The organism is Streptomyces sp. NPDC043952 (assembly GCF_056435325.1).
Map to the genome: position 1 here is coordinate 245,656 of NZ_JBWKES010000009.1, position 15,040 is coordinate 260,695.

The 15,040-nt window shown below is 74.5% G+C and carries 8 protein-coding genes; 6 read left to right on the top strand and 2 right to left on the bottom strand.

Going from position 1 to position 15,040, the window contains the following annotated elements; genetic code table 11:
• Positions 1-45: 45 nt before the first annotated feature.
• Positions 46-4,689, top strand: a complete 4,644-nt coding sequence (locus tag AC069R_RS13990; RefSeq protein ID WP_478767056.1) for a hypothetical protein — start codon at positions 46-48, stop codon at positions 4,687-4,689.
• A 466-nt stretch (positions 4,690-5,155) separates the two neighbouring features.
• Here AC069R_RS13990 and AC069R_RS13995 read toward each other — a convergent pair whose 3' ends face one another.
• On the bottom strand, positions 5,156-5,935 hold the full coding sequence (locus tag AC069R_RS13995) for an IclR family transcriptional regulator (protein WP_478767057.1): 780 nt from the start codon (positions 5,933-5,935) through the stop codon (positions 5,156-5,158).
• A gap of 149 nt (positions 5,936-6,084) precedes the next feature.
• Positions 6,085-6,600, bottom strand: a complete 516-nt coding sequence (locus tag AC069R_RS14000) for a hypothetical protein (protein WP_478767079.1) — start codon at positions 6,598-6,600, stop codon at positions 6,085-6,087.
• A gap of 329 nt (positions 6,601-6,929) precedes the next feature.
• Here AC069R_RS14000 and AC069R_RS14005 point away from each other — a divergent pair, with 329 nt between their 5' ends.
• The 5 genes from AC069R_RS14005 to AC069R_RS14025 are packed head-to-tail and all read left to right on the top strand — an operon-like array spanning position 6,930 to position 15,035.
• A complete protein-coding gene (locus AC069R_RS14005) occupies positions 6,930-9,908 on the top strand; it encodes a nitrate- and nitrite sensing domain-containing protein (protein WP_478767058.1) in 2,979 nt (992 codons plus the stop codon).
• Complete coding sequence (locus AC069R_RS14010) at positions 9,905-10,339, top strand: roadblock/LC7 domain-containing protein (protein ID WP_397987002.1); 435 nt, start codon at positions 9,905-9,907, stop codon at positions 10,337-10,339. Before AC069R_RS14005 ends, AC069R_RS14010 begins: the two co-directional genes overlap by 4 nt.
• A 9-nt stretch (positions 10,340-10,348) precedes the next feature.
• Positions 10,349-10,744 carry a DUF742 domain-containing protein gene (locus AC069R_RS14015; protein ID WP_397987004.1) on the top strand — a complete coding sequence of 132 codons (396 nt, stop codon included), beginning with the start codon at positions 10,349-10,351 and terminating at the stop codon, positions 10,742-10,744.
• A gap of 24 nt (positions 10,745-10,768) precedes the next feature.
• Positions 10,769-14,449 (top strand): hydantoinase B/oxoprolinase family protein, encoded by a 3,681-nt coding sequence (locus tag AC069R_RS14020; RefSeq protein WP_478767059.1) that lies wholly within the window; start codon positions 10,769-10,771, stop codon positions 14,447-14,449.
• A complete protein-coding gene (locus AC069R_RS14025) occupies positions 14,430-15,035 on the top strand; it encodes a GTP-binding protein (RefSeq protein ID WP_478767060.1) in 606 nt (201 codons plus the stop codon). Before AC069R_RS14020 ends, AC069R_RS14025 begins: the two co-directional genes overlap by 20 nt.
• The last annotated feature ends 5 nt before the right edge of the window (positions 15,036-15,040 follow it).

Consider the following 15,040-nt stretch of genomic DNA (forward strand, 5'->3'; position numbering starts at 1 on the left):
GCCCCCGAACGACCGCACCTTTCACCAGACTTACGAGAGTCCGCCATGTACGAGCTGTCCCGCGTCCGCCTCTACTCCATCGGGCCCGCCGGTGCGCGCTACGCCGACACCGTGCTCGACCTGCGGGGCGTCGGCGAGCCCGTGCCCGATCCGGCGCCCACCCAGGCGGAGTTCTTCGCGGAGGAGCCGTCCGGTCCGCCGCGCCGCCCCGCGCCCGCGGGCGTGCTGTTCCTGGAGAACGGCGGCGGCAAGTCCGTGCTGCTCAAGCTGATCTTCTCGGTGATGCTCCCCGGCCACCGCAACACCCTCGGCGGCGCCAGCTCCGGCGTGCTGCGCAAGTTCCTGCTCGCCGACGACTGCGGCCACGTCGCCCTGGAGTGGCAGCACGTGCAGACCGGCGAGTGCGTGGTCGTCGGCAAGGTCAGCGAATGGCGCGGCCGCCAGGTCTCCAACGACCCGCGCAAGTTCGCCGAGGCCTGGTACTCCTTCCGGCCCGGCCCCGGACTGAGCCTGGACAACCTCCCGGTGGCCGAGTCCACCGCGGTGCGGGCCGCCGCCGAGGGCGTGTCCGGCGCGCAGGGCCGCCGCCGCACCATGAAGGGCTTCCGCGACGCCCTCATGGAGGCCGGCAAGGCGTACCCGCACCTGGAGGTGCACTGGGAGGAGATCCACGAACGCTGGACCGAACACCTCGGCGAACTCGGCCTCGACCCCGAACTCTTCCGCTACCAGCGGGAGATGAACGCCGACGAGGGCGAGGCGGCCGGCCTGTTCGCGGTCAAGAAGGACTCCGACTTCACCGACCTGCTGCTGCGCGCGGTCACCGACACCCGCGACACCGACGGCCTCGCCGACCTGGTCAGCGGCTTCGGCAACAAGCTCGGCCGGCGCGCCGAGCTGATCGCCGAACGCGACTTCACGGCCGGCTCGGTCGACCTGCTCGGCCGGATCGTGGAGGCCGCCGACGCCCGCGCCCGCGCCCGTGACATCCACGCCGGCGCCGAGCGCCGCACCCGTACCCTCGCCCGGCGGCTGTCCGCGCGCGCCGTCCAGGAGCGGGTCCGGGCCGCCGACCTCGCCCAGCGGGTCACCGCCGCCGCGTACGCCGTCACCCACTCCGAGGGCGCCCGCGAGCGCAGCTCCCTGATCGCCGCCGAACTCGCCTACCGGCACGCCTCGCTGGCCCTCGCCGCCGCCGAGAAGGCCGCCGCCGCGCAGAAGCGCGAGCTGGCCGACGCCCGCACCCTGCACTCCGCCTGGCAAGCCGCCGAGGCCGTGCTGCGCCACCGCGCCGCCGCCGACCGCGTCGCCCGCGTCTCCGCCGCCATCCAGGAGGCCGAACGGGACGCGGCCCCCGCCCTCGCCGCCCGCGCCAGGGCCGCCGTGGACCTCGTACGGGCCCTGCACGCGGCCGCCGGAAGCGCCGAGGACCTGGCCAACGAGGAGGAGGAGCGCTCCACCGCCCTCCAGGAGGCCGGCGACGCCGCCTACCGCGACTCCACCGCCGCCGCCACCGAGGCCCAGCGCGCCCGCAGCGAGGCCGGACACCTGCGCCAGCGGCTCACCGAGGTCGAGCAGGAGACCGCCGAGGCGGTCCGCGCCGGCTGGCTCGACGACAGCGCCCCCGACGCCGACCCGGCCCGCGCCGCGCTCGCCGCCGCCGACGCCGAGAAGACCACCGTCGCCGCCTGGGACACCGCCCGCGAGGCCGCCCGCACGGCCACCGAGCACGCCCGCGAGGCGGCCGCCGCCGAGTCCCGCGCCGAGCTGACCGCGGCCCGCGCCGCCGACGCCGCGACCGCCGCCGAACGCGCCCACGACGCCGAACGACGCCTCGCGGACACGCTGGCCGCCGAGGAACGCCTCGCCGAACTCCTCGGCCTGCCCGGTACGGCACCCCGCGCGGGCCTGCCCGCCCAGCGCACCGACGAGAGCGCCGGCGCCCCGCGCACCGGCCAGGACGGCCTGCCCGCCGGCCCGCTCACCGCCGCCGAACTCGACCGCTGCGCCGACGAACTGCGCGAACTCCTCGACGACGCGGTCACCACCGCCGAACGCCAGCTTTTCGACCTGCGCACGGCCGCCGCCGACGACGCCCGCATCCTCGGCGCGCTCGGCGACGGCGGGCTGCTGCCGCCCGGCCCCGACGTCCTCGCCGCCGTCGAATTCCTCGGCGAGCACGGCATCCCCGCACTGCCCGGCTGGCGCTATCTCGCCCAGGCCGTCGACCCCGCCGACCACGCACGGGTGCTCGCCGCCCGGCCCGAACTGGTCGACGGCGTCATCATCACCGACCCCGACACCCACGCACGGGCCCGCGAGGCGCTGGCCGACGCCGCCCTGCTGCCCCGCTCCGCCGTCGCCGTCGGCACCGCCGCCGCCCTGCTCGCCCCGACCCCGGCCGAAGGCACCGCCACGGACGGCGTGTTCCTGGTGCCGCCGAACCCGGCCATGCACGACGAGCACGCCGCCGACGAGGAGCGCCAGGCCCTGCGCGCCCGCGCCACCGAGCGCGACGAGGAGATCCGGACGCTGGCCGCCCGGCTCGGCAAGGACCGCGAACTCGCCGCCCGGCTCGCCTCCTGGCGCACCGGCTGCCCCGCGGGCCGACTGGCCGAACTCGCCCGCGCCGCCGAGGAGGCCCGCGCCTTCGCCGAGGAGGCCGAGGCCGAACTCGCCGAGGCCCGCGCCCTGCGCGCGGAGGCCGAGGAGAGCGCCGCCGAGGCCGTCCGGATCCGCGACGAACGCCAGGAGGCCGCCCAGAAGGCCCGGCGCGCCGCCGACGCCCTCGCCGGACTCGCCTTCCGGCTGCGCGAACGCGCCGGCTGGCAGGCCCGGCTGCGCGAACTCGCCGACGAGGCCGCCGAGTCCGAGGCCCGCGCCCAGACCTGCCTGGAGCGCGCCCGCGCCGCCGACGAGGACCGCCGCGCCGCCCAGCGCGCCGCCGACGACGCCCGCCGCACCGCCCGCGCCCTGCGCGCCGAACGCGCCGAGATCGCCGGCGCCCCCGACGACGTGCCGGTCGAGGAGACCGGCACGCCCGAGGCGTCACTGCCCGCCCTGCGCGAGGCGTACCGGGCCGCGTCCCAGGTGTACGAGAAGGTCGGCGTCGGCGCCGACCTGCGCGCCGAGCAGGCCCGCGCGGAGAGCGACGAGAGCGCCGCCCGCGCCGAACTGGACCGGCTCAGCAACAAGGTCCGCACCCGCGCCGAGCAGCTTCTCCAGTCGCCCGACGGCTCCGACGGGCCCTCCCGGCAGGCGGCCGCCGCCCGCGCCGAGGAGCTGGTGCAGCTTTTGGAGACCCGCATGTCCACCGCGAGCGAGCAGCTCGGCCGGCTGCGCGGCGAGGCCGAGCGGCACGCCCCCGAGGACGGCGAGGCCCACACCGAGCTGCCCGAGGAGCTGGTGCCGCGCGACGCCGAGCACGCCCAGGCGCTGCTGCGCACCGCGACCACCGAACTCGCCGCCCGCACCGAGGCGTTGGCCCAGGCCCGCGATGCGCACGGCGAGCTGCTGGCCGCCCACCGCGCCGCCGAGGACGCGGCCGGCGGTTTCGACGAGATCGCCGCGATGCTCCGCGACCTGCTGCGCGAACAGGCCGCCGAGGAGGAGCAGGAGGAAACCGAGCCCTATCCGGGCGGCCTGGAGGAGGCACGCCAGTCCGCCGCCGAGGCCCGGCGCTCGCTGCGCGGCTGCGCCGCCGACCTGTCCGCCGCCGAGGCCGGGGTGCGCGAGGCGAGCGACGTACTGGTCCGGCACGCCAACTCCACGCGCTACGAGCAGGTCCGCACCCCCGCCCGGCAGCAGATCCGCGAGCTGCCCGCCGCCGCGCTGCCCGAGCACGCCCAGAAGTGGGCGGACGCCTTCGCGCCCCGGCTGCGGGTCCTCACCGACGAGCTGGCGCAGCTGGAGCGCAACCGCGACTCGATCGTGGACCGGCTGCGCGGCCTCGTGGAGTCGGCCCTCGCCACCCTGCGCTCCGCCCAGCGGCTGTCCCGGCTGCCCGAGGGGCTCGGCGAGTGGTCCGGGCAGGAGTTCCTGCGCATCCGCTTCGAGGAGCCCGACCAGGCCACGCTCACCGAACGGCTCGGCGAGGTCATCGACGACGCCACCCGCGCCGCCGTCAAGAAGAACTCCGACCTGCGGCGCGACGGCATGTCCCTGCTGCTGCGCGGCGTCGCGGCGGCCCTGGAGCCCAAGGGTGTGGCCGTGGAGATCCTCAAGCCCGACGCCGTGCTGCGCGCCGAGCGGGTCCCGGTCGGGCAGATGGGCGACGTCTTCTCCGGCGGCCAGCTGCTCACCGCCGCCATCGCGCTGTACTGCACGATGGCCGCGCTCCGCTCGAACGACCGGGGCCGCGACAAGCACCGGCACGCGGGCACGCTGTTCCTGGACAACCCCATCGGCCGCGCCAACGCGACCTATCTCCTGGAACTCCAGCGCGCCGTCTCCGATGCCCTCGGCGTCCAGCTCCTCTACACCACGGGCCTGTTCGACACCACGGCCCTGGCCGAGTTCCCGCTGGTCATCCGGCTGCGCAACGACGCGGACCTCAGGGCGGGACTGAAGTACATCAGCGTCGAGGAACACCTGCGCCCCGGCCTGCCCCAGCAGCCGGAGGCGGAGGAGGCGGTGCACAGCGAGATCACGGCGACACGGATGTTCAAGAAGCCGACGGTGAACGCGTAGGGGGAGGGGGGCGGCGCGCCGGTCCTACCGGTGGCGTGCGGTCCCACCGGGGATGTGAGGCCGGCGCCGCGCGGCCCTGCCACCGGCGTGCGCCCCCGATCGGCGACGTACGGCCGGACCAGCGGTGTACGCCCTCACCGGTGCCGTGCGGTCCTGCCGTCGGCGTGCGCCCCGGTCGGCGGCCTGCGGTCTCGTCCGTGGCATGTGGTCCCATCGGCGGAATACGCCCTGCCGGCGACGTATGGCTTTACCGTCGGCGTACGGCCTGACCAGCGGCATACGGCCTCGCCGTCGCCGTGCGGTCCGGTCATCGGCGTGCACCCCCGTCGGTGGCCTTCGGTCTCGTCCGTGGCATGTGGTCCTATCGGCGGGCATACGCCCTACCGGCGGCATTACGGCCTCACCGGCGCCGTGCGGTCCCGCCGGCATACGGTCCCGCCGGAAGCACAGGCTTCCCCGCCGCCGTTCAGAAGCCGTACCCCATGCGGCGGGACAGCTCCGTCGCCGCCGCGACCGTGCGGCGGGCCGTCTCCGCCAGACGGGCCGGGTTCAGCCGGTACACCGGTCCGGAGACGCTGATCGCCGCGATCACCTCGCCGTCGTGCGCCCGCACCGGCGCGGCCACCGCGGCGAGACCCGGTTCCAGCTCCTCGACCGTCACGCCGTAGCCCCGCTCGACCACGGTGGCCAGCTCGTCCCGCAGTCTCGCGGCGTCGGTGACGGTGCGTTCGGTGAACCGGTGCAGGGGCCGCGCCAGCAGGCTCTCGCGCGCGGCGGGCGGCAGATGCGCGAGCAGCACCTTGCCGCTGGAGGTGGCGTGCAGCGGGGTACGCCGGCCCAGCCAGTTCTGCGCGGCCACCGACGCCGTGCCGCGGGCCTGCATGATGTTGACGGCGGCGTCCTCGTCCGGCACCGCGATGTTCACGGTCTCGCCCAGCTCGTCGGCGACCTCCCGGCACACCGGCACGCCCTCCTGGGAGATGTCCAGCCGCACCGCCGCCGCCCCCGCCAGGCGCAGCACACCGGCCCCGAGGTAGTACTTGCCGCGATCCTTCGCCTGTGCGACCAGGCCCCGGTTCTCCAGGACGCCGAGCAGCCGGAACGCCGTGGACTTGTGCACGTCCAGCTCGGTGGCGATCTCGGTGACGCCCGCCTCCCCGTCGCGGGCCAGAATCTCCAGCACGCTCACGGCGCGGTCCACCGACTGCACCGCCCCGGCCGTCTGCTGCTTGCGCGCGTGGGCCATGGCTCGGCTCCCACCACCTGTCGGCCGGTCCGGAATCTGTTGCGCAGGGCGCTCATGCCCGCGCCATACGCAACGCCATCGTACCGAAGTGGCCGAATCAAGCCGGTGGGCCGGCGGGTCCACCGGACGGGGGCGGCTCGCGGTCCGGCTCAGGGGTGCGAGAGCTGCCCCGCGCCGCCCCGCCGCCGTATCCGTTCCTGCTCCCGCAGCGCCCGCCGCTCCGCGCGCCGGCGCGCCCGGCGCTCGCGGCGCAGCGCGCGGGCCGTGCTGCTGGGCTCGGAGATCACGCCGTACCGCTGGTTCCACACCTGGCGGGTGACCCAGACGTCGACCACGGCCCAGGTGGCCACCACGGTGCTCAGCACACTGCTGATCACCAGGGGGAACGCCGGCCAGGACTCGGCCATGGTGCACAGGAACGCCACCATCGCCTCTATCAGCGTGACCGCGATGATGATCAGCGCGCGCACCGCCGCCGTCCGCACCGGATCGGGCAGCGGATGCCGCCGCGCGGGCTCCTCGACCCACAACGGCCGGCGGTCCTGCTGTATCCCGTACCGCTCCGCAGTGCCCTTCACCGTGTCACTCACTCCCCACCGCCCAAGGACCCCTCGCCCCGGTACCCGAAGCCCCGACTCCCCACTAGCTGCCCGGCATGCGCGGATTTACGCGGCCGGGGTGCGAGGCGGGGCTTCCCTGGCCCGATCCGCCCCCGACTCCCATGGAGAAGGACGAACAACACGCCACGAAGATTCCCGCCTTGGGAAAAATTCCAGCCAACCACCGATCCCCGTCCTGCCGTCCGGCTCCGGAGTACCCGCCGGATCGCGGTGGCAATCTCCCGCAATGCCCGGACAACTCGCCCCGCACCGCCGCCGCTACGGAAGTTCACCTTCCGGACACGCCTTCGAGTTCCCTGGAGGGCGGTAGTAGGCTCGCGCCGTTTGTTGACGCACATGCGCACCCCCGGCCGGGGGTCGAGCTGGGGGAGGCCATGCGCTTTCGCGGGAAGTCGATCCGCCGGAAGATCGTGGCGCTGCTTCTCGTGCCGCTGCTGTCGCTGACCGCCATCTGGGGTTTCGCCACGGTCGTCACCGGCCGTGACGTGGCCCAGCTCTTCCGGGTGTCCGATGTCATGCAGAACATCGGCTACCCCACCGAGGACACCGTCAACGTCCTCGAACAGGAGCGCCGCCAGACCCTCGTCTACCTCGCCGACCCACGCGCCTCCGACTCCCTGTCGGCGCTCCAGCGCACCCGCACCGCCAGCGACCGTGCGATCGCGAAGGTCCGCGAGAACGCGCAGCGGCGCCATCTGCGCCACGCCCTCGGTACTCGGGGCGGGGAACACCTCACCGCCGTCCTGGACGCCTTCAGCGGCCTGGACTCGCTGCGCCACAGCGTCGAGGGCGGCACCATCAGCCGCGCCCAGGCACTCGACCTCTACGACCGCCTGATCGACCCCTGTTACGCGCTGCTCGCCGGTCTCGACGGCATCGACGACGTCGAGATGGACCAGCAGGCGCACGCCCTGGTCAACCTCACCCGCGCCCGCGAACTGCTCTCCCGCGAGGACGCCCTGCTCGGCTCCTCCCTCGTGGTGGGCCGGCTCACCCGCGAGGAGATCCGCCAGATCTCCGACCTCGTCGCCCAGCGCACCCTGCTGTACGACATCAGCCTGCCGCTGCTGCCCGCGGCCGAACGCGAGCGCTACGAACGGTTCTGGGACAACGCCGGTACCGCCCCGCTGCGTTCGGCCGAGGAGTCCGTCATCGAGCACGGCTCCGGCACCCCCGGCGGGGTCACCGCCAAGGGCTGGGACTCCGCCGCGGGAAGCGCCCTGGCCGACCTCGGCACCCTGGACGACCAGGCGGGCGACCGCTTCCAGGACCGTATGCACCCCGTCGCCATGCGGGTCATCGCGCAGGGCGTCGTCGCGGGCCTGCTCGGTCTGATCGCCGTGGTCTTCTCCCTCGTCCTGTCCGTCCGGATCGGCCGCGGCCTCATCCGCGACCTGCGCCGGCTGCGCCTGGAGGCGCACGAGGCGTCCGGCGTCCGGCTGCCCGGCGTGATGCGCCGCCTGTCGGCCGGCGAAAAGGTCGACGTGGAGACCGAGGTGCCGCGTTTGGAGTACGACAAGAACGAGATAGGCGAGGTCGGACAGGCCCTCAACACCCTTCAGCGCGCCGCCGTCGAGGCCGCCGTCAAGCAGTCCGAACTGCGCGCCGGCGTCTCCGAGGTCTTCGTCAACCTCGCCCGCCGCAGCCAGGTGCTGCTGCACAAGCAGCTCACCCTGCTCGACACCATGGAACGCCGCACCGAGGACACCGACGAACTCGCCGACCTCTTCCGCCTGGACCACCTCACCACCCGGATGCGCCGGCACGCCGAGGGCCTGGTGATCCTCTCCGGCGCGGCGCCCTCCCGGCAGTGGCGCCGCCCGGTGCAGCTGATGGACGTGGTCCGCGCCGCCGTCGCCGAGGTCGAGGACTATGAACGGGTCGAGGTACGGCGGCTGCCCAGGGTCGCCGTGACCGGCCCGGCCGTCGCCGACCTCACCCACCTCGTGGCCGAACTCCTGGAGAACGCCACGGTGTTCTCGCCCCCGCACACCGCCGTCCAGGTCATCGGCGAGCGGGTCGCCAACGGCTTCACCCTGGAGATACACGACCGGGGACTCGGCATGACCCCCGAGGCGCTGCTGGACAACAACCTGCGCCTCGCCGAGACCCCGGAGTTCGAGCTCTCCGACACCGACCGGCTCGGCCTGTTCGTGGTCAGCCGCCTCGCCCAGCGCCAGAACGTCCGCGTCTCCCTCCAGCCCTCGCCCTACGGCGGCACCACCGCGATCGTCTTCATCCCCGACGCGCTGCTCAGCGACGAGGTCCCGGACACCAACGGCATCGGCTTCCGCCTCGACAGGGAGCGCACGGCGAAGAACTCCGGACGCGCCTCGGGCGGTTCCCGCGCGGCGCTGCCCGGCCTGCCCACCAGCGTCCTGGACGGCCCGGTGGAACTGGAGGCGCCCGTCGACCTCGACGCCCTGGACGACTTCCCCGGCGCCCTGCCGGACGAGGACAGCGAGCGCGGCGGGATCTTCCGCCACCGCCGCGCCCTGAGCCGGGGCGACGGCCCCGCGCGGGAACCGGGGGACGAGCGCCCGGCGGGGGCGGAGACCGGCGCGCCCGGACTCGTGCCGCTGCCGCGCCGCCAGACGCCCAAGCTGGTCAGCTCGCACGGCAGGCCGGTCACCGACCAGCGCCCCCACCGCCGCGACCCGGCGGGCCCGGACCCCGCCGCCGGAGCCGCGCACGGCTCGGGTCGCAAGGGGTACGACGGCGAGGCGCACGGCCCCGACCGGGACGCGTACGGTTCCGACCGCGAGCCCCAGCGCGCCGACCGCGAGCCGCGCCAGGGCGGCCCGGCCCCCCTGCCGCGCCGGACGACGGCCGCCCTGCGCCCGGCGGAACCGGCCGACCGCGCCGGGGCGGGAGAGACGCCCCCGGCCACGTCCACTGGCCCCGCCTCGCCCACCACTCCCGGCGAGACCACCGGCCCCACCCGCCCCGGCACCCCCGCACTACCCCGGCGCACCCGCCCCGCCGCGAGCGCCCCCGACGGCCCGGACGCCCTCGGCGGCCCCGCCGATACCCCCCGCGACGGCGACCCCGCCCGTACATCCCGCGCCGGCGGCCCCATCCGCACCCCCCGCGACGGCGACCCCGCCGCCGGGCCCGGCGATGGCGCCCTGCCCCGGCGTGTGCGGCAGGCCAGCCTCGCCCCCCAGCTCAGGCAGGACCCCGAACGGCGGTCCGGGCGCACCGAAGCGCCCGCCGACCGGGACGCCGACGAGGTCCGCAGCCGGATGGCCTCGCTCCAGCGCGGCTGGCAGCGCGGCCGGGAGGAGAATGCCACGGGCGAGACTGCCCGCACCGGCACAGCACAAGGAACCACTAAGGGGGACGGTCGATGACCGCACCGAAGGCGACCGACCACACGGCGACGGGCAACGGGGAGCTGAACTGGCTCCTGGACGACCTGGTCGACCGCGTCGCCAGCATCCGCAAGGCCGTCATTCTCTCCGGCGACGGACTGCCCACCGGCGTGTCCAAGGACCTGACCCGAGAGGACGGCGAACACCTGGCCGCCGTGGCCTCCGGCTTCCACAGCCTCGCCAAGGGCGTGGGCCGCCACTTCGACGCAGGCGGCGTCCGCCAGACCGTCGTCGAACTGGAGGACGCCTTCCTGTTCGTCACCGCCGCGGGCGACGGCAGCTGCCTGGCCGTCCTGTCCGACGCCGACTCCGACGTCGGCCAGGTCGCCTACGAGATGACGCTCCTGGTCAAGCGGGTCGGTGTGCACCTCGGCACCGCCCCGCGCACGGGCCTGCCCACGGGCGGGTAGTGGGATGACATGAGCGAAGACGGTCAGGTGAGCAGCCACTGGTTCGACGACGACGCCGGACCGGTCGTCCGCCCCTACGCCATGACGCGCGGCCGTACCACCAGTACGGCCCAGCACCGCCTCGATCTGATCGCGGTGGTCGTCACGGAGCCCGCCGCCGGGGACCCGGAGACGGATCCGACGCTCTCGCCCGAGCACGTGGACATCGTGGACCTGTGCCGCGGCACCCCGCAGTCGGTCGCCGAACTGGCCGCGGAACTCGACCTGCCCATCGGCGTCGTCCGGGTCCTCGTCGGCGACCTCGTGCACGCGGAACTCGTCCATGTCACCCGGCCGGTGCCCCCGGCCGAGCTGCCGGACGAGAGTATTCTGCGCGACGTGATCAACGGCCTGCGGGCGCTGTGACCGGCGCGGAAGCGGAGTACTGACGTGACAGGCTGGCAGTTCTGGGTCGACCGAGGCGGCACCTTCACCGACATCGTCGCGCGTCGCCCGGACGGCCGCCTGCTCACGCACAAGGTCCTCTCCGACCACCCGGCGAGCCCCGAGCCCGGCCCCGGAACCGGCCGGCACGACCACCGCCCCGCGCCCGACGCCGCCGTCACCGGCATCCGCGCCCTCCTCGGCGACTCCCCGGAGCCCGTCGAGGCCGTCCGCATGGGCACCACCGTCGCCACCAACGCGCTCCTGGAACGCACCGGCGAACCCACCCTCCTCGTCATCACCCGCGGCTTCCGCGACGCCCTGCGCATCGCCTACCAGAACCGGCCGCGCATCTTCGCCCGCCGCATCGAGCTGCCCGAACCGCTCTACGCCCGCGTGATCGAGGCCGACGAACGCATCGCCGCCGACGGCACCGTGCTGCGCGCCCCCGACCTGGACGCGCTCGCGCCCGCCCTCCAGCAGGCGTACGACGACGGGATCCGCGCCGTCGCCGTCGTCTGCCTGCACAGCCACCTGCACCCCGCCCACGAACGCGCCATCGGTGAACTCGCCGCCCGCACCGGCTTCCCGCAGATCTCGCTGTCCAGCGAGGTCAGCCCGCTGATGAAGCTGGTCCCGCGCGGCGATACCGCCGTGGCCGACGCCTACCTCTCACCCGTGCTGCACCGCCATGTCCGCCAGGTGGCCGGCGAACTGCGCGGGGTGCGGCTGATGTTCATGCAGTCCAACGGCGGGCTCACCGAGGCGGGACAGTTCCGCGGCAAGGACGCCGTCCTGTCCGGACCGGCCGGCGGCATCGTGGGCATGGCCCGGATGTCCCAGCGCGCGGGCTACGACCGGGTCATCGGCTTCGACATGGGCGGCACCTCCACCGACGTCTCGCACTTCGCCGGCGCCTATGAGCGGGTCTTCGACACGCAGGTCGCGGGGGTGCGGCTGCGCGCGCCGATGCTCGACATCCACACCGTGGCCGCGGGCGGCGGCTCCGTGCTCCACTTCGACGGCTCCCGCTACCGCGTCGGCCCCGACTCGGCCGGTGCCACCCCCGGCCCCGCCTGCTACCGGGCCGGGGGCCCGCTCACCGTCACCGACGCCAATGTGATGCTCGGCCGGATCCAACCCGCCCACTTCCCGGCCGTGTTCGGGCCCGGCGGCGACCAGCGGCTGGACGCCGCTCTCGTCCGCGACCGGTTCACCGGCCTCGCCCGCGAGATCCACCGCGCCACCGGCGACGACCGCACCCCCGAGCAGGTGGCCGAGGGCTATGTGGACATCGCCGTCGCCGACATCGCCAACGCGATCAAGCGGATCTCCGTCCAGAAGGGCCACGACGTCACTCGCTACGCGCTGACCACCTTCGGCGGCGCGGGCGGCCAGCACGCCTGCCGGGTCGCCGAGTCGCTCGGCATCCGCACCGTCCTCGTACCCCCCATGGCCGGGGTCCTCTCCGCGCTCGGCATCGGCCTCGCCGACACCACCGCCATGCGCGAACAGTCCGTCGAGGCCCCCCTGGAGCAGGCCGCCATGCCCGGCATCCGCGAGGCCGCCGCATGCCTGGAAGCCGCCGCCCGCGCCGAACTCCTGGCCGAGGACGTCCCCGAGGACCGCATCCGGGTCACCCACCGCGCCCAGCTCCGCTACGACGGCACCGACACCGCCCTCACCGTCGAACTGGCCGAACCCGACGCCATGCGCGGCGCGTTCGAACAGCGCCATCGCGCCACCTACTCCTTCACCCTCGACCGTCCGATCGTCGTGGAAGCCCTCTCCGTCGAGGCCACCGGCATCACCCAACCCCCCGATCTGACCGCCCTCGCGCCGTACGAGGGACGGACCGCCGCGGCCGGGACCGTCCGCCTGCACACCGGCGGCTCCTGGCGCGACGTACCCCTGCACCGCCGCGAGGCCCTTCCTCCCGGCGAGACCGTCACCGGCCCGGCGATCATCACCGAGGCCGGTGCGACGACCGTCGTGGACGACGGCTGGCGGGCCTCCGCCACCGACGACGGGCATCTGCTCATGGAACGCACCGCCGTCACGCGGAGTTCCCGGCCGAGCACGGAAGCCGATCCGGTGCTCCTGGAGGTCTTCAACAACCTCTTCATGTCGATCGCCGAACAGATGGGCGCCCGGCTGGAGTCCACCGCCCAGTCCGTCAACATCAAGGAACGCCTCGACTTCTCCTGCGCCCTGTTCGACCCGGACGGCAACCTGGTGGCCAACGCCCCCCACATCCCCGTCCACCTGGGCTCCATGGGCACCAGCGTCAAGGAGGTCATCCGCCGCCGGGGCGCCTCGATGCGGCCGGGCGACACCTACGCCGTCAACGACCCGTACCACGGCGGCACCCACCTGCCCGACGTCACCGTGATCACCCCGGTGTTCGACACCGACGCCCCGGCGGACACGGAGCGCGAGCCCCGGATCCTCTTCTACGTCGCCTCCCGCGGCCACCACGCCGAGATCGGCGGCATCGCCCCCGGCTCCATGCCCGCCCACAGCCGCACCATCGAGGAGGAGGGCGTCCTCTTCGACAACTGGCCGCTCACCGAGGGGGGCCGCTTCCGCGAGGAGGAGACCCGGCGCCTGCTCACCGAGGCCACCCACCCCTCCCGCAACCCCCGCACCAACCTCGCCGACCTGCGCGCCCAGATCGCCGCCAACCAGAAGGGCGCCGACGAAGTCCGCCGCATGATCGGCGAGTTCGGCCTCGACGTCGTACAGGCATACATGCGGCACGTCCAGGACAACGCGGAGGAATCCGTCCGCCGCGTCATCGACGCCCTGGACGACGGGGCGTACGCCTACGAGACCGACTCCGGCGCCGTCATCCGCGTCCAGGTCCGCGTCGACCGGGCCGAGCGCCGCGCCACCATCGACTTCACCGGCACCTCCGGGCAGCTCCCCACCAACTTCAACGCGCCCCTCGCCGTCGTCAACGCGGCCGTCCTGTACGTCTTCCGCACCCTCGTCGCCGACGACATCCCGCTCAACGACGGCTGCCTGCGCCCCCTGGACATCGTCGTACCGCCCGGCTCCCTGCTCGCCCCCGAGCCGCCCGCCGCCGTCGTCGCGGGCAACGTGGAGACCTCCCAGGCCATCACCGGCGCCCTGTACGCCGCCCTCGGCGTCCAGGCCGAGGGCTCCGGCACGATGAACAACGTCACCTTCGGCAACGAACGCCACCAGTACTACGAGACCGTCGCCTCCGGGTCCGGCGCGGGCGACGGCTTCCCCGGCGCCGACGTCGTGCAGACCCATATGACCAACTCCCGGCTCACCGACCCCGAGATCCTGGAGTGGCGGCTGCCCGTCCGCCTGGAGGAGTTCGCCGTCCGCCGGGGCAGCGGCGGCGCCGGCACCTGGCGCGGCGGCGACGGCGCGCTGCGCCGGATCCGCTTCCTGGAACCCATGACCGTCTCCACCCTCTCCCAGCACCGCCGCGTGCCCCCGTACGGCATGGCGGGCGGCGCCCCCGGCGCGCTCGGTGCAGGCCGGGTCGAGCGGGCGGACGGCAGCGTCACCGATCTCGGCGGCAGCGGCTTTGCGAACGTCGGCCCCGGCGACGTACTCGTCATCGAAACCCCCGGTGGCGGCGGCTACGGCCGCCCGTCGCCCGAACCCCGGCAAGCAGGAGAAGTGAACGATGGTCCTCGGGCGTACTGAGCACGGCGATTCCCCGGTCGAGCCCGTCACGCTCAAGATCCTGGTGGCGGGCGGCTTCGGGGTGGGCAAGACCACCCTGGTCGGCGCGATCAGCGAGATCCGGCCGCTGCGCACCGAGGAGCAGCTGACCGAGGCCGGGCGCCCGGTCGACGACACCAGCGGGGTGGAGGCCAAGAGCACCACCACCGTGGCCATGGACTTCGGCCGGATCACCCTGCGCGAGGACCTGGTGCTGTACCTGTTCGGCACGCCCGGACAGGAGCGGTTCTGGTTCATGTGGGACGAGCTGTCCGAGGGCGCGCTCGGCGCCGTCGTGCTCGCCGACACCCGCCGCCTGGAGGACTGCTTCGCCGCCGTCGACTACTTCGAGCGGCGCTCCATCCCCTTCCTGGTCGCCGTCAACTGCTTCGACGGCGCCGCCCGTTACCCTGCCGACTCGGTCCGCCAGGCGCTCGACCTGGATCCCGGAGTGCCCGTGCTGCTCTGCGACGCCCGCGACCGGGAGTCGGCCAAGGACGTGCTCATCGACCTCATCCAGCACGCCATGCGGTACTCGGCCGCGCACCGCCAGCCGGTCGGCAGCTGAGCCAC

Excerpts from the sequence above, each read along its gene's own strand:
- AC069R_RS13995 (WP_478767057.1), bottom strand. The coding sequence starts at position 5,935 with ATGGCCCACGCGCGCAAGCAGCAGACGGCCGGGGCGGTGCAGTCGGTG.
- AC069R_RS14025 (WP_478767060.1), top strand. The coding sequence starts at position 14,430 with ATGGTCCTCGGGCGTACTGAGCACGGCGATTCCCCGGTCGAGCCCGTC.
- AC069R_RS14015 (WP_397987004.1), top strand. The coding sequence starts at position 10,349 with ATGAGCGAAGACGGTCAGGTGAGCAGCCACTGGTTCGACGACGACGCC.
- AC069R_RS14005 (WP_478767058.1), top strand. The coding sequence starts at position 6,930 with ATGCGCTTTCGCGGGAAGTCGATCCGCCGGAAGATCGTGGCGCTGCTT.
- AC069R_RS14010 (WP_397987002.1), top strand. The coding sequence starts at position 9,905 with ATGACCGCACCGAAGGCGACCGACCACACGGCGACGGGCAACGGGGAG.
- AC069R_RS13990 (WP_478767056.1), top strand. The coding sequence starts at position 46 with ATGTACGAGCTGTCCCGCGTCCGCCTCTACTCCATCGGGCCCGCCGGT.